The sequence below is a fragment of the Shinella sp. genome, from assembly GCF_049651085.1.
Classification (GTDB): domain Bacteria; phylum Pseudomonadota; class Alphaproteobacteria; order Rhizobiales; family Rhizobiaceae; genus Shinella.
Map to the genome: position 1 here is coordinate 187,112 of NZ_JBASBL010000004.1, position 14,922 is coordinate 202,033.

A 14,922-nucleotide genomic window follows, 5' to 3' on the forward strand; every position below is an offset into this window, starting at 1 on the left:
GCGGCGCGTGCCTTTGAGGCGCGCGCCGCTTTTTTTCGGCGCAATTTTATCTGTCGGTGTCGCTTCTGGTCTAGCGAACGGCAAGTTCCGGTGTGGCGCGCCGCGCGGCTTCACGCTGATATGGCGCGTCAAGAAAAGAATGCGCCGCATTCGGGAGAGGAGCCTGGTTGCGGCAGCAACGCTTGAGAGGGAGCGACACCGCATGGCCGATGTGAAATCCGATATCGAAATTGCCCGCGCCGCAAAAAAACAGCCGATCCTGGAGATTGGCGGCAAGCTCGGCATTCCCGCCGAACACCTGCTGCCCTATGGCCATGACAAGGCGAAGATCAGCGCCGAGTTCATCGCCGCGCAGAAGAACAGGAAGAACGGCAAGCTGATCCTTGTCACCGCGATCAACCCGACGCCGGCCGGCGAGGGCAAGACGACGACCACGGTCGGGCTTGGCGACGGGCTCAACCGCATCGGCAAGCGGGCTATCACCTGCATTCGCGAGGCCTCGCTCGGCCCCTGCTTCGGCGTAAAGGGCGGAGCGGCTGGCGGCGGCTATGCGCAGGTCGTGCCGATGGAGGACATGAACCTTCACTTCACCGGCGATTTCCACGCCATCACCTCCGCGCACAATCTGCTCTCCGCGCTGATCGACAACCACATATACTGGGGCAACGAGCAGAATATCGACATCCGCCGCATCGCCTGGCGGCGCGTGATGGACATGAACGACCGGGCGCTGCGCCATATCGTCGGTTCACTTGGCGGCGTTGCCAACGGCTATCCGCGCGAGACCGGCTTCGACATCACGGTCGCCTCGGAGGTCATGGCGATCCTCTGTCTGGCGATGGACCTGAGGGATCTCGAAAAGCGCCTGGGCAGGATCATCATCGGCTACCGGCGTGACAAGTCGCCGGTTCTCGCCCGCGATATCAAGGCCGATGGCGCCATGGCGGTGCTGCTCAAGGACGCCATGCAGCCGAACCTCGTCCAGACGCTGGAGAACAATCCGGCCTTCGTTCACGGCGGTCCCTTTGCCAATATCGCGCATGGCTGCAATTCGGTGGTCGCCACCACGACTGCGTTGAAGCTGGCCGACTATGTGGTGACGGAAGCCGGCTTCGGCGCCGATCTAGGGGCGGAAAAGTTCTTCGACATCAAGTGCCGCAAGGCCGGCTTGAAGCCCGATGCGGCTGTCATCGTTGCCACTGTGCGCGCCATGAAGATGAATGGCGGCGTGAAGAAGGACGATCTCGGCAAGGAGAATGTCGAGGCGGTGAAGAAGGGCTGCGCCAACCTCGGCCGGCATGTGCAGAACGTCAAGAAATTCGGCGTGCCGGTCGTCGTCGCCGTCAACCACTTCACCTCGGATACGGATGCTGAACTCCAGGCGGTGAGGGACTATGTCGCCACGCTTGGTGCTGAAGCCATCCTGTGCAAGCACTGGGCGCAGGGCTCTGCCGGCATCGAGGAGCTTGCGCACAAGGTGGTCGATCTCGCCGAATCCGGCCTGTCGCAATTCTCGCCGCTCTATCCGGACGAGATGCCTCTGTTCGAGAAGATCGAGACGATTGCCAAGGATATCTATCATGCCGGCGAGGTCATCGCCGACAAGTCGGTGCGGGACCAGTTGCACGCCTGGGAGGCGCAGGGCTACGGCAACCTGCCGGTCTGCATGGCCAAGACGCAATATTCCTTCTCGACCGATCCTAACCTGCGCGGCGCGCCGAGCGGTCATACTGTGCCGGTGCGCGAGGTACGTCTTTCGGCCGGCGCGGGCTTCATCGTCGTCATCACCGGTGAGATCATGACCATGCCCGGCCTGCCGAAGACGCCGTCATCGGAAAAGATCTTCCTCAATGAGGAGGGCTATATCGAGGGACTGTTCTAGGGCCGGCAAGGGGCGCTTCGGCGCCCCTTGCCGCTTGCTCAGGTGCGGCCGAGATAGTCCAGCTTGCCGACGGCGACGCCGTTGTGGCGCAGGATCGCGTAGGCGGTGGTGAGGTGGAAGTAGAAGTTCGGGACGGCGAAAGTCAGCACGTAGTCCTTGCCCTTGTAGCTCACCTCCTGCTGCCGGGTCTTCAGGACGACGGTCCGCTCGGCCGCGCCCTCGAATGCGGATTGCGGCACGGAAGCTAGATAGGCGACCGTCTTCTCGATGCGGGCGCGCAGGTCGGCAAGCGTCGTCTCGTCGTCCGGGAAGCTCGGGGCGTCGCTGCCAGTGAGGCGGGAGGCCGCGCCCTTGGCGGTATCGCTCATGCGCTGGATCTGTCCGGCAAGCGAAAGCATGTCCGGCGCAAGACGCGCATTGACCAGGACTTCCGGCTTGATCTTCTTTTCTTCCGCGAAGGCCTCGGCCTTGTCGAGCATCTTGGAAAGCACGGCGAAACCGCGCTCGAAGGTCGGGATGGAGATTTCGTAGAGGGAGATCGACATGGCGGGAACCTCTGGATGAAATGACGATGGCCGCAGCGGGCTTCCCTTAAGATAGGGAGGCTCCGCGACCTTTTCAGGCGCGAGGGAGAATTTAGTCGCCGCTATTCACCAGCAATACCGGTAGCCGCCACGCCGTTCCTTGACGTCGAGATGCAGGTGGTTCTGGTGGGCGGCATCGCTGCCGGGATCGAGTACGGTGGTGAAATAGAGGCAGGCCGCCTCCGTGATGGTGCGCTGGAAGGCGCCCTCCAGCGTCGCGTCCTTGTCGGCAGGGCGGATGGTGACGGTCTTGCCGCTCTTCAGCGTGAAGCCGGCAATATCGACCGCATTGCCGAAGGCGTGCTCGGAGATTTTTCCGTTCTTCGCGCCATTGCGATTGCGGCAGACATAGGCGGAGGCCTGGGAGAGGCCGGTAATCGCTTCTCCGGGCATGGCGGCTTCAAGGGACGGCTTGACCGATCCCTCCATCCAGCGCGCAAGCTGGAGCGCGGTGTCGCAGCGCACGGTCGCCGCGGGGGTGACCTTGATGTCGCCCGGCAATGCCTTCAGTAGAACCGGCTTTACCATGCCGCAGGCCGCGCCGTCGTCGATGGTCGGCGCCTCCTCGAACGAGGCCCCGATCTCCTTCAGCGCTATGCGGCAGGCTGCCTGCTCCCTGTCGTTCTCCTTCGGGCGTTCCTTTGCCTTCTCCGCCTCCTCCCTGGCCTTGCGGTCGGCCTCTGCCTTCGCATTCTTCCCGGTTGCTTCGGCGGGCTGTTGCCCGGGCCGGGACAAGGGCAGGGGGCCGTCCTTCGGCAGGTCGGCAGCGCCGGCAAGAACGAGCGCGGCGCCGAGGAGGGTTATGCGGTGGAATATGGCGATGGGTCCGTCTCCCGGCTGAGAAAATCAGGAGGGAAACGACGGGGAGGCGAATTGGTTGCCGATGGAGGGCTAGATACCCGCCCCGTGCGCGATTTCCATCGGCGGCGGGTCGAGATCCGCAAGGTTTCCGACGATAGACCGGATGCGTTCGATAAGGTGACTGCTGTCGCCGGCATCGTTGGTCTCGATGATGTCGAGGAAGAAGGCCACCAGGGTGCGCGCTTCCCCGGTATCACGCGGGTTATGCCGGTAGATGGCCTGGAAGGCGGCTGACGTGTTCCTGTCCAGTTCCTCGAATTCGGGCGTTTCGTAGCGCTCGATCGTCTCCGCGAGCCGCAGCTGCATTTCGCGAAACGTCCCCACCATGACGGAAACCATGGATACCTGCCTTGATACACTCAATTTTCAGGGGGTTATTAGCATATACTCAAGAATGGAGCAAAATCCGTGCATCACGAAAATTCGCGATATTGACTTATCCTCTCGCTGCTCCATACGGGCAGGGTTTGCCTATCGCGAGCCCAATCGTTCGGACGCGGCGCCTTCCTGCAGATTTGAATATTGGCATTTTTGCGACAGGGTCGCCAATCCTGTATAGTTGATTGATAAAGTCATCTTTTTTATCTTGACAAGATTAATCATGTTTCATAGCGATGGGGCGGGTTCAGATCCCGAACACGTTTTTGCCATATTTCCGCATGGCTTGCAGCCGGCGCCTCCTGTGCGCCGGGGCGATGCTGCGCGCGTACCGATTAGAGGATAGACATGCAGGCTTGGCGCTCCCGTTCAGCACTTCTGGCATGCACGGCATTGGCCGTGCTCTCGCTTTCCGCCGATGCCTTTGCGCAGGATGCCGCCAGCGGTGCAGCCGCGACCGGTGATAGCACCGCGCTGCAGCCGATCGTCGTGAAGGGCAAGCGGGTGGTCAAGCCCGGCATCCTTGGCAACACGCCGCTCGCCTCCGAGACGTCGGCAGAAACGATCCGCGAAAAGGAAATCGCGAGCGTCAAGGACCTTGGAAACACCACCGAGCCGGGCGTCGACTACGTCGAAAGCCGGCCGGGTGCGGCCGGCGGCATGTTCATCCGCGGCATGGGCGGCGCGCGCATCGCCACCCTGATCGACGACATTCCGATCCCCTATCTGGAAACCCTGACACGTACCGGCGGTGCATCACCGACAACGGGCATCAGCGACAGCAGCAACAGCTTCGACTTCTCCTCCTTGTCATCCGTCGACGTGCTGCGCGGCTCGGATTCCAGCCGGGTCGGGCCCGGCGCATTGGCCGGGGCGCTGGTCATGCGCACGCTGGAGCCGGAAGACCTTATCGGCGAGGGGCGTGACTGGGGCGGTTTGACCAAGCTCGGTTACGACGGGCAGGACAGCAGCTTCAACGGATCCGTCGCGGTGGCCAAGCGGTTCGGCGACACGTCGGTCCTGTTCCAGGGAGGCTACAAGCGCGGGCATGAGCGGGAAAACCTGGGCACGAAGGACATCATCGGCACGCAGCGCACCGAGCCCAATCCGATGGACAGCAAGCAGGCCAATCTTCTCTTCAAGGTCCGGCAGGACCTCGAGGGAGGACACCGGATCGGCCTGACGGCGGAACGCTTCGCCCTGGACACCGACAGCGACATGAAGACGTTGCAGAACGGCACGACCTATCGGCCCGGCAACTACTGGGGCTTCGACGATACCACGCGCGAGCGCCTCTCGTTCGACTATGACTATCATGCGCCGGAAGCTGGCGGCCTGATCGATGCGGCCAAGCTCACCCTGTACTGGCAGCGCCTCACCAAGGATTCCGGCTCCAATGCGACGCGTTTCGCCAATGGAACGCCCACCGCGGCGTCCTGGGCCTACGATCGCGAGAACCTGACGCGTGAAAGTTCCTTCGGCCTGACCGGGGGCACCGTCTCCGAATTCGAAACGGGCAATCTCAGCCATTCCGTCAGGCTCGGTGGCAATCTGAACATCTTCCAGTACGACCAGTTCGTGACGTCCATCGGCGGCACCTCGGCAACGTCTCCGTCGGCCTCGCAGCCCGACGTGCCGAATGTCGACGGCGCGCGGTTCGGCCTCTACGCCGAGGACGAGATCACGTTTGGCGACAGCGGCTTTGCCCTGACGCCCGGCCTGCGCTTCGACTGGTACGACTACAATCCCAAGTCCAGCGCGGCCTTTAGCGGCAATTCGGGCTTCGGCTATTTCGGTCTTCCGGAAGGGCAGGATGGTGTCCGCCTGTCGCCAAAACTTCTGGCGACCTATCAGGCGACGCCGGAACTGGAACTGTTCGCGCAATGGTCCATGTCCTATCGTCCGCCGACCGTTACCGAGCTCTACAGCAACTTCACCAATACTGTCGGCGGCTATGCGGTTCTCGGCAATCCCAGCCTGAAGGCCGAGACGGGGCAGGGCTTCGAGATCGGGGCCAATTACGAAGCCGCGGATCTTACCGGTAAGGTGACGCTCTTCCACAACCAGTATCGCAATTTCATCGATACGACCGAGGACTTCAGCTCTGCCTATCCTCCGGGCTATTTCCCGCAGTTCATGCTGAACAGCTGGCGGAATCTGGATCGCGTCGAAATGTCGGGTATCGAGATTCGCGCGCGCAAGGATTTCGACAACGGCTTCTTCCTGAACGGTTCGCTCGCCTATACCTATGGCAAGGACAAGAAGACGGGCGATTTCATCCGCTCGGTGGCGCCGCTCAAGTCGGTCCTCGGCGTGGGCTACCAGCAGGAGACGTGGGGCCTCGAACTCTCTGGGGTCTTTGCAGCCGGAATGCGCGACGACCAGAAGGACAAGACATTCGATGCGCCGGGGTACGGCATCGCCAACTTCACGACGTGGTGGGAGCCTGAACAGTTCCAGGGACTTCGCGTACAGGCTGGCGTCTACAACATCTTCGACAAGAAGTACTGGAACGCGGTCGGCGTGCGCGACATCGACCCGACGAGCTTCACGAGCACGAACCAGCCGACCGATTTCTATTCCGAGCCCGGGCGGACCTTCAAGATCTCGCTGACCCAGCGCTTCTGAGACGGAATGGGCGGCTTCGGCCGCCCTTTTCTTTTTGGGCGTGAAGCGGGGCCCTTGCGCAAGCTCGCGACTGTCGCTAACAATTCCCGCCATGATAAACGCACGCATCATCGCTGGCTGGTGGTGGGCTCGCTAAGGCGGCCTTGACCAGTCATGCGTGATTGAGACGACAAGCCGCCCGGAACCTTCGAGGCGGCTTTTTTGTGTTCTGGCCGCCTTCGAGAACCGGGCCTGAAATGGAGTTGGGGAATGGCCACGATAATTCTGGAAGACGGCGGCGAAGCCTATGAGACGAAGGGCGCCGTAACCGTCACGCGCCGCCGCCGCGCTGCGGACTATGCGCATGCGATTTCCGCCTATATCGACAAGCTCGACGAACGGCGCGGCGCGGTCTTCTCGTCCAACTACGAATATCCGGGCCGCTATACGCGCTGGGATACGGCCGTCGTCGATCCGCCGCTCGGCATTTCCTCTTTCGGCCGCGCCGTCTGGATCGAGGCCTACAATGCGCGCGGCGAGGTGCTGCTTTCCTTCATCGCGGATCGTCTGGCGCAGGTGCCGGAGCTGGCGCTCGGCAGCCGCACCGCCAGCCGCCTCGACCTCGACGTGAAGCTGCCCGACCGGGTGTTCACCGAGGAAGAGCGCTCCAAGATGCCGACGGTCTTCACGGTGCTGCGCGCCGTGACCGATCTCTTCCATTCGGCAGAGGATGCCAATCTCGGCCTCTACGGCGCCTTCGGCTACGATCTTGCCTTCCAGTTCGACGCGATCGACCTGAAGCTGAAGCGGTCGGAAGACCAGCGCGACATGGTGCTCTTCCTGCCGGACGAGATCCTCGTCGTCGACCACTACGCCGCCAAGGCCTGGATCGACCGCTACGATTTCGCCAGGGACGGGCTTTCGACGGAGGGCAAGGGCGAGGCGATCGCGCCGGAACCCTTCCAGCCTGTCGACACCATACCCCCGCATGGCGATCACCAGCCCGGCGAATATGCCGAGCTGGTCGTCAAGGCGAAGGAGAGTTTCCGGCGTGGCGATCTCTTCGAGGTGGTGCCCGGCCAGAAGTTCTTCGAGCGCTGCGAGAGCAAGCCGTCGGAGATTTCGCGCCGCCTGAAGGCGATCAACCCGTCGCCCTATTCGTTCTTCATCAATCTCGGCAACCAGGAATATCTGGTCGGTGCGTCGCCGGAAATGTTCGTGCGCGTATCGGGCCGCCGCATCGAGACCTGCCCGATTTCCGGCACGATCAAGCGCGGCGACGACCCGATTGCCGATAGCGAGCAGATCCTCAAGCTGCTGAATTCCAAGAAGGACGAATCCGAACTCACCATGTGCTCGGACGTCGACCGCAACGACAAGAGCCGCGTGTGCGAGCCGGGCTCCGTCAAGGTCATCGGCCGCCGTCAGATCGAGATGTATTCGCGCCTCATCCACACTGTCGACCATATCGAAGGACGATTGCGCGACGACATGGACGCCTTCGACGGCTTCCTCTCCCATGCCTGGGCCGTGACCGTCACCGGTGCGCCGAAATTGTGGGCGATGCGCTTCATCGAGGCGCATGAGAAGAGCCCGCGCGCATGGTATGGTGGGGCGATCGGCATGGTCGGCTTCAATGGCGACATGAATACGGGGCTGACGCTGCGCACCATCCGCATCAAGGACGGCATTGCCGAAGTGCGGGCCGGAGCGACGTTGCTCTACGATTCCAGCCCGGAAGAAGAAGAAGCCGAAACCGAACTGAAGGCATCCGCCATGATCGCAGCCATCCGGGACGCTAGGTCCGGCAATTCCGCCAAGGTGCAGCGCGACGTCGCTTCCGTCGGGGCAGGGGTGAACATCCTGCTCGTAGACCATGAAGACAGCTTCGTGCACACGCTTGCCAACTACTTCCGCCAGACGGGAGCGAGCGTGACCACCGTGCGCACGCCGGTTGCCGAAGAGGTGTTCGACCGCGTCAAGCCGGACCTTGTCGTGCTGTCGCCCGGCCCGGGCACACCGAAGGATTTCGACTGCAAGGCGACCATCAAGAAGGCGCGCGCCCGGGGCCTGCCGATCTTCGGCGTCTGCCTCGGCCTTCAGGCGATTGCCGAGGCCTACGGCGGGGAACTGCGCCAGCTCGCCGTGCCGATGCACGGCAAGCCCTCGCGCATTCGCGTGCTGGAGCCGGGCATTGTCTTCTCCGGCCTCGGCAAGGAAGTGACGGTCGGCCGCTACCATTCGATCTTCGCCGATCCTTCGACCCTGCCGCGTGACTTCATCATCACGGCGGAGAGCGAGGACGGCACGATCATGGGCATCGAACATGCCAGCGAGCCGGTGGCCGCCGTGCAGTTCCATCCTGAATCGATCATGACGCTCGGGCAGGACGCCGGCATGCGCATGATCGAGAACGTGGTGGCGCACCTTTCCAGGAAAGCGAAGGTAAAAGCCGCCTGAGGCTTTGACAAAGCGGTCGAACTGGCCGATACAAAACCCAAGAGAAAAACCGCGTGCACGTCCCCGTGCGCGCGGTTTTGCGTTGATGGACCAGGCTTTTTGCAAATCGGTTGCATGCGCATGGAGAGCGGTATGGAAAATTCGGATAGGGTCAAGCGGCTCGCCCTGTGGGGCATTCCGCTCTCGCTCGGCGTGATGGGACTGAAGCTCGTCGCCTGGTGGGTGACGGGCTCGGTGGCGCTGCTTTCGGACGGGATGGAATCGAGCGTCAATGTGATTGCCGCCATCGTCGCGTTCGCGGCCGTCAGCTACGCGGCGAGACCGGCCGACAAGACGCACCCCTTCGGTCACCACAAGGCAGAATATCTTTCGGCGGTTCTGGAAGGCGTGCTGATCGTCGTGGCGGCGCTGCTGATCGTCAAGGAAGCCCTGCCGGCGGTGTTGGCCCCCGCGCCCATGGAAGCCCCTGCGCTGGGCCTTGCCATCAACTTCGCCGCCGGCGTGATCAATGCGGTGTGGGCCTATGTGCTCATCCGCGCCGGCCGGCGCTATCGCTCGCCTGCGCTGGCGGCGGACGGCCAGCATATCCTGTCGGATGTCGTCACCTCGATCGGCGTGCTCGTCGGTCTCGTACTGGCGATCCTCACCGGCTATGCGGTGCTCGATCCGCTGCTGGCGGTGCTCGTCGCGCTCCACATCCTCTATCAGGGCTGGAAGGTCATCGCCCATTCGGTCGACGGGCTGATGGATCACGCGATCGCTCCGGAGGAGGTCGATGCGATCAAGGCGGCGATTGCAACACACGGCAACGGCTCGCTCGGCGTGCACGACCTCAAGACCAGGCGGGCAGGGTCGGCGACCTTCGTCGACTTCCATCTCGTCGTGCCGGCGAGGATGCCGGTCGGCGAGGCGCATGAGATCTGCGACCGGATGGAGGATGCGATCCGCGCCGCGCAGCCGGGGGCGCAGATCGCCATCCATGTCGAGCCGGAGACGGAAAAGGCGCATGGCGAGCGCGTGCGGGTGACGCCGGCCACCGAGGCCGCACCGTAAGGCCGCGCATTTACCCTGTTTTTTGGTGGGGCGGCGAGGCTCTATCGCCCGACATGGCTTTGTTGCATTGTCTTGGCCGGTGAGTCGCATTATCTGACAGCGACAAGACTATTGACGAGCAATCCGGAGACTTTGGATGAGCGACGAGGACGACAAGAAGACGGAACTGCCCCTGGGCAAGGAAACGGAGGCGAACCTTTTCAAATCGCGTTCGATCTTCATCTATGGACCGATCAACCAGGAACTGGCGCAGAAGGTCTGCTCGCAGCTCGTGGCGCTTGCTGCGGCCAGCGACGATGACATCCGCATCTACGTGAATTCGCCGGGCGGCCATGTCGAATCGGGCGATTCGATCCACGACATGATCAAGTTCATCAAGCCGAAGGTGTGGATGATCGGCACGGGCTGGGTCGCCTCCGCCGGTGCGCTGATCTATGTCTCGGTGCCGAAGGAACGCCGCCTTTGCCTGACGAACACCCGCTTCCTGCTGCATCAACCGTCGGGCGGCACCCGCGGCATGGCATCGGACATCGAGATCCAGGCCCGTGAAATCATCAAGATGAACGACCGCCTGAACAAGATCTTCGCCGACGCCACCGGCCAGCCGATCGAGAAGATCGCCAAGGATACGGACCGCGATTACTGGCTCTCGGCCGATGAGGCCAAGGACTACGGTCTCGTCTCGCGCATCGTGACGTCGCAGGCCGATATCTGAGGTTTTTTAACCTCACGAATAGATGAGCCCTCCCGTCGTGGAGGGCTTTTTCCTTTGGGGTGCTTGCACTTCATTCTTCCCGGCGCTATAAGCCGCCTCATGTTGAAGACCAGCGCACAGATCATCGAACGAGTTTCCCGCGGCAGCGCAGCTGTTCGCGAGCGTTCGCGCGGCTTCTCCTCGCTTCTTCTTCTCGGCCTTACGCGCGGTTGCCGGGTCCGTTGAGGAGCGCCCGGCGGCCGAAAAGCCCGCCGGCCATAGCTCCTCGCTTCACCCTATGCATTAATTCCGGTTCTGGCCGCCCATGGCCAGCATTCGCCGTCGCCAAGCGCCTGCCGTTGCGCTAAGACCCTACCGCGAATGCCGGGACGACGAAGAGAAGACGCTATGATTCTGAAGACCCACACTTCCAAGCAGGGCATGCCCGAGGCTCCGGTCAAGTACCAGTCCTATCCGACGATCAACATTCCTGACCGCACCTGGCCGGGAAAGACGATCACCGAGGCGCCGATCTGGTGTTCGGTGGACCTGCGCGACGGCAACCAGTCGCTGGTCAACCCGATGGGCCACGATCGCAAGGCCCGCATGTTCCAGCTGCTGCTCGACATGGGCTTCAAGGAAATCGAGATCGGCTTTCCCTCCGCCTCGCAGACCGACTTCGACTTCGCCCGCTGGTGCGTCGAGGAAGGCAATGTGCCGCGGGATGTTTCCCTGCAGGTGCTGGTGCAGTGCCGGCCGGAGCTGATCACCCGCACCTTCGAGGCGCTGGAAGGCGCGCATAAGCCGATCATCCACTTCTACAATTCGACCAGCGAATTGCAGCGCCGCGTGGTGTTCGCCAAGGACGTCGCCGGTATCAAGCAGATCGCGACCGATGCGGCCAAGATGATCACCGACATGGCGGCAAAGGCCGGCGGCGGCTATCGTTTCGAATATTCGCCCGAGAGCTTCACCGGCACCGAGCTGGAAGTCGCGCTGGAAATCTGCAACGCGGTCGTCGAGATCGTGAAGCCGACCGCCGACAACAAGCTGATCCTCAACCTGCCGTCCACCGTCGAGATGGCGACGCCGAACATCTATGCCGACCAGATCGAATGGATGTGCCGCAACATCGACAACCGCGAGAACGTCATCATCTCGCTGCATCCGCACAATGACCGCGGCACGGGCATTGCCGCGACGGAACTGGCCCTGATGGCCGGTGCCGACCGTGTCGAAGGCACGCTGTTCGGCAATGGCGAGCGCACGGGCAATGTGGACGTCGTGACGCTGGCGCTGAACATGTACACACAGGGCGTCGATCCCAAGCTGGATTGCTCCGATATCGAGCGCATCAAGGCCGTCTACGAATATTCCAACGAAATGGTCATCCCGGAGCGCCATCCCTATGTCGGAGAACTGGTCTATACGGCCTTTTCCGGTTCGCACCAGGATGCGATCAACAAGGGCATGAAGGCCATAAAGAAGGCCAACAAGCCGATCTGGGAAGTGCCTTACCTGCCGATCGACCCGCAGGACGTCGGCCGTTCCTACGAGGCGATCATCCGCATCAACTCGCAGTCCGGCAAGGGCGGCATCGCCTATATCCTGCAGGAAGACTACGGCATCAACCTGCCGCGCAACCTGCAGGTCGTGTTCCGCGAAGAGATCCAGCGCATCACCGACGAAGAGGGTGTGGAGCTTCCGTCGAAGCGCATCCACGAAAGCTTCATGGAGCGTTACGTCACGCAGCCCGGCACGCGCCTGCGCTTCGTCGACCACCACACCTATCCCGATGCCAACCAGAAGGGCATGCGCATCGTCGCCGCTGAAATCACCGATGGCGGCGAGGCCAAGCGCATCGAGGGCAAGGGCACCGGCCCGATCGACGGCTTCATCAACGCGCTGTCGATCTATCTCGGCGTCGAGATGTCCGTTGCCGACTACTCGGAGCACTCGCTCCAGCAGGGCTCCAACGCGGCGGCCATCGCCTATGTCGAGGTCGTGCATCCGGGCGGAAAACTGTTCGGCGTCGGCATCAACACGAATATTGTGACGGCTTCGCTCGAGGCAATCGTCTCGGCCGCCAACCGCGTGCTGGCCTTGCGCGGCTGAACGCCCGACACATAGACAAGAAAAAACGCCCGGTAGCGATGCTGCCGGGCGTTTTCTTTGAATGCGGGTTGCTCAGATGCTGGTCGAAACGGTCTCTGCGATGCGCTGGAGGCCCGGATCGGCTGAAGGGCCGATCACGACAAAGGATGCGTTGCCCCTCTGCCAGGAGATCATGCCGAGCTCGTTGCGCATGCTTTCGGCAAAGTCCGTTTTGCCCTCCACGGGATCGGATTGCAGGAAACAGATGGCGATGATCTCATTGTCCGCGTCGCGGTAGAGAAGCTGGGCAGTCGGTTTTCCGCCAGCCACCAGCAGGCGCGCGCCCTCGAAGGTGAGCTTCTGGCCGGACAGGTCGGGCAGGGCGAAATCGACGCCCGTGCTGGCCGAGAGCCATTCGACGATATGGGCCTGATCGTTGGCGGGCACTTCCACCAGATGGCGGGTTTGCCGCGAATAGATGCGGTGATAGTCCGCAATGTCATCGAGCCAGGTGCGGGCCGGCGCGAATTCGTTCTTGGCGACGTTGAAGGAGGTCTGCTTCTGCTCGGAGATCAGGTAGCCGGCCGCGCCGCCGGAAAGGAAGATGACGAGCGAGGCGGCAAGCGCCTGCGGCCAGAAGGCGCTGCGGCGGGATGCGGGCAGGGTGGCCATGGGAATGTCGGCAAAGCCCAGCTTTGGCGGCTCGTCGTCGTTCTTGCCGGCTTCCTTGATGTTGCGCACCAGATCGAGCGGGATCGGCTCCTGCAGCATCCTGTCGAAGGCGCGGGCGCCAAACTCGCTGCCGAGCTTGAGCTTTTCGTAGACGCTGCGCGCGGCGTCGTCCGCGGCGAGCATGGCGTTGATCTCGTCCACTTCCGACTGCGGAAGCTGGCCGTCGAGATAGGCGGACAAACGGACTTCGAGCGGAAGACCCTGTGTGCTTTCCACGTTCAGGCCCTCCTTTCTGCCTGTTCGGAGATCATGGCCGCGAGCCTGATGCGGGCCGCCGAAAGCCGGCTCATCACGGTACCGATCGGTATCCCGAGAATATCCGCCGCCTCCCGGTAGCTATGGCCTTCGACATTCACCAGCAGGAAGACGCTCGAAAGGCCTTCCGGCATGGTCATGATCAACTTGTGCAACTGCTTGGCATAGACTGCCTTGTCGGCGGACGCCTCGATATGCAGGCTGTCCTGCTCGGCGACATCTACCGTGCCGGACCCTGTGCGGACCTTTCGCTTGCGTATTTCGTCCACCCAGAGATTGCGCGTCATTGCGTAAACCCAGCTCTCAAGCCGGCCTTCCCCGTTCCAGAGGTGACTTCGCGTGATAGCCCTCTCGCACGCCTCCTGTACGAGATCGTCGGCATCGCTACCGTTGCGTGTCAGCGTCATGGCGAAACGGCGCAGCTTCGGCAGCAAATTGACCAACTCTCGCCGGAACTCATTCGATTCTGCCGTCGGACGCATTGCTTTTCCAAGGGAACGTTCGGGATCAAAACTCTATTCGCCCCCGGCTGGGCGGCGATCGTCTGATATGAAACATTCTTCCTTGGGTCCGCAAGCATGAACGGTGTTTCGGAACGCAGTTTCCCGCGTTCCCTTGGCGATTGTCCCCGTTTCGACGGGTATCGTGCGCCTGTCAGTAGGCGGTGCGCTCGCCGCCGAGCGACTGTTGCAGCGCACGATAGGCCCAGGTGTTCTCGCCGCCGCGGTCGCGGATCTCGACGAGCTGCACGCGGGCGCCTTCGATGTCGCCCTGTTCGATCAGGGCCTGGCCCATATAGGAGCGGGCGAGGATGTAGTTTTCATCTTTCTGGAGCGCCCGCTCGTAGTAGCGCATGCCGAGCGCCATGTCGCCGAGCTTGCGGGTATTGTAGCCTGTATAGTTGAGGATGCGTGGGTCCTCCTGGTTGGAAGCGGCGCGCAGCGCGCGCAGCGCATTCCCGTACTGGCCGGCATAGGCGAATTCGCGCGCGGCCTCGTAGAGCTTATCGTCGATCTCGCTCTTCTTCTGTTCTTCCGTTTTTGCCTTGTCGTCGGCCGGCGTGCCTTCGATGGGTGTCGCCTCGGCCGGTTTCAGGTCTTCCGGCGCAATGCACTCCTTCTTTTCGTCGCTCCAGATCTTGCCGTCGGTGCAGGTCGTCGTCGTTTCGGTGGCGACCGGAGGCGTGGTCGTGTCGGATCCGGCGGCGCTGGCGGGAGAAAACGCTGCCAGCGATACGGCGGCGCAGAAGGAAAGCAGCATGGTGTGGCGGAGCATGGTCATCGTTCCTTTCGATCGGATCATTCGCCGGGCGCTGGCCGTCT

General features: G+C 62.4%; 12 protein-coding genes. 6 read left to right on the top strand and 6 right to left on the bottom strand.

Translation table 11 applies throughout. The features are described 5' to 3' along the window. Window positions 1–202: 202 nt before the first annotated feature. Window positions 203–1,882 (top strand): formate--tetrahydrofolate ligase, encoded by a 1,680-nt coding sequence (locus WA950_RS01365; RefSeq protein ID WP_424549874.1) that lies wholly within the window; start codon window positions 203–205, stop codon window positions 1,880–1,882. Between the two features lie 38 nt (window positions 1,883–1,920). On the opposite strand, the gene WA950_RS01370 is transcribed toward WA950_RS01365, so the two are convergent. The 3 genes from WA950_RS01370 to WA950_RS01380 all read right to left on the bottom strand — a co-directional run bounded on the left by WA950_RS01370 (window position 1,921) and on the right by WA950_RS01380 (window position 3,633). Continuing rightward, a complete protein-coding gene (locus WA950_RS01370; protein WP_424549875.1) occupies window positions 1,921–2,427 on the bottom strand; it encodes a DUF1993 domain-containing protein in 507 nt (168 codons plus the stop codon). Between the two features lie 105 nt (window positions 2,428–2,532). Further along, the gene (locus WA950_RS01375) at window positions 2,533–3,201 is read right to left on the bottom strand and encodes an extensin family protein (protein WP_424549876.1); all 669 of its coding nucleotides are present in this window, start codon (window positions 3,199–3,201) and stop codon (window positions 2,533–2,535) included. 156 nt (window positions 3,202–3,357) lie between these two features. Further along, window positions 3,358–3,633 carry a hypothetical protein gene (locus WA950_RS01380; RefSeq protein ID WP_424549877.1) on the bottom strand — a complete coding sequence of 92 codons (276 nt, stop codon included), beginning with the start codon at window positions 3,631–3,633 and terminating at the stop codon, window positions 3,358–3,360. 420 nt (window positions 3,634–4,053) lie between these two features. Here WA950_RS01380 and WA950_RS01385 point away from each other — a divergent pair, with 420 nt between their 5' ends. From WA950_RS01385 to leuA, 5 genes are all read left to right on the top strand, one after another. Continuing rightward, window positions 4,054–6,333, top strand: coding sequence for a TonB-dependent hemoglobin/transferrin/lactoferrin family receptor (locus tag WA950_RS01385; RefSeq protein ID WP_424549878.1), 2,280 nt, complete (start codon window positions 4,054–4,056; stop codon window positions 6,331–6,333). A gap of 249 nt (window positions 6,334–6,582) precedes the next feature. Next, a complete protein-coding gene (locus WA950_RS01390; RefSeq protein WP_424549879.1) occupies window positions 6,583–8,772 on the top strand; it encodes an anthranilate synthase in 2,190 nt (729 codons plus the stop codon). A 132-nt stretch (window positions 8,773–8,904) separates the two neighbouring features. Further along, a complete protein-coding gene (locus WA950_RS01395) occupies window positions 8,905–9,825 on the top strand; it encodes a cation diffusion facilitator family transporter (protein WP_424549880.1) in 921 nt (306 codons plus the stop codon). Window positions 9,826–9,961: 136 nt separating this feature from the next. Beyond that, window positions 9,962–10,540 carry an ATP-dependent Clp protease proteolytic subunit gene (locus WA950_RS01400; RefSeq protein WP_424549881.1) on the top strand — a complete coding sequence of 193 codons (579 nt, stop codon included), beginning with the start codon at window positions 9,962–9,964 and terminating at the stop codon, window positions 10,538–10,540. Between the two features lie 387 nt (window positions 10,541–10,927). After that, window positions 10,928–12,634: a 2-isopropylmalate synthase gene (leuA, locus tag WA950_RS01405; RefSeq protein ID WP_424549882.1), complete on the top strand. Its 1,707-nt coding sequence runs from the start codon at window positions 10,928–10,930 to the stop codon at window positions 12,632–12,634. A gap of 72 nt (window positions 12,635–12,706) precedes the next feature. Here the strand turns inward: leuA and WA950_RS01410 are convergent, their stop codons facing one another. The 3 genes from WA950_RS01410 to WA950_RS01420 all read right to left on the bottom strand — a co-directional run bounded on the left by WA950_RS01410 (window position 12,707) and on the right by WA950_RS01420 (window position 14,881). After that, window positions 12,707–13,561 (bottom strand): anti-sigma factor family protein, encoded by an 855-nt coding sequence (locus WA950_RS01410; RefSeq protein ID WP_424549883.1) that lies wholly within the window; start codon window positions 13,559–13,561, stop codon window positions 12,707–12,709. 2 nt (window positions 13,562–13,563) lie between these two features. Then, complete coding sequence (locus WA950_RS01415; RefSeq protein WP_424549884.1) at window positions 13,564–14,082, bottom strand: RNA polymerase sigma factor; 519 nt, start codon at window positions 14,080–14,082, stop codon at window positions 13,564–13,566. 172 nt (window positions 14,083–14,254) lie between these two features. Then, window positions 14,255–14,881, bottom strand: a complete 627-nt coding sequence (locus WA950_RS01420; protein WP_424549885.1) for a tetratricopeptide repeat protein — start codon at window positions 14,879–14,881, stop codon at window positions 14,255–14,257. Between the last annotated feature and the right edge of the window lie 41 nt (window positions 14,882–14,922).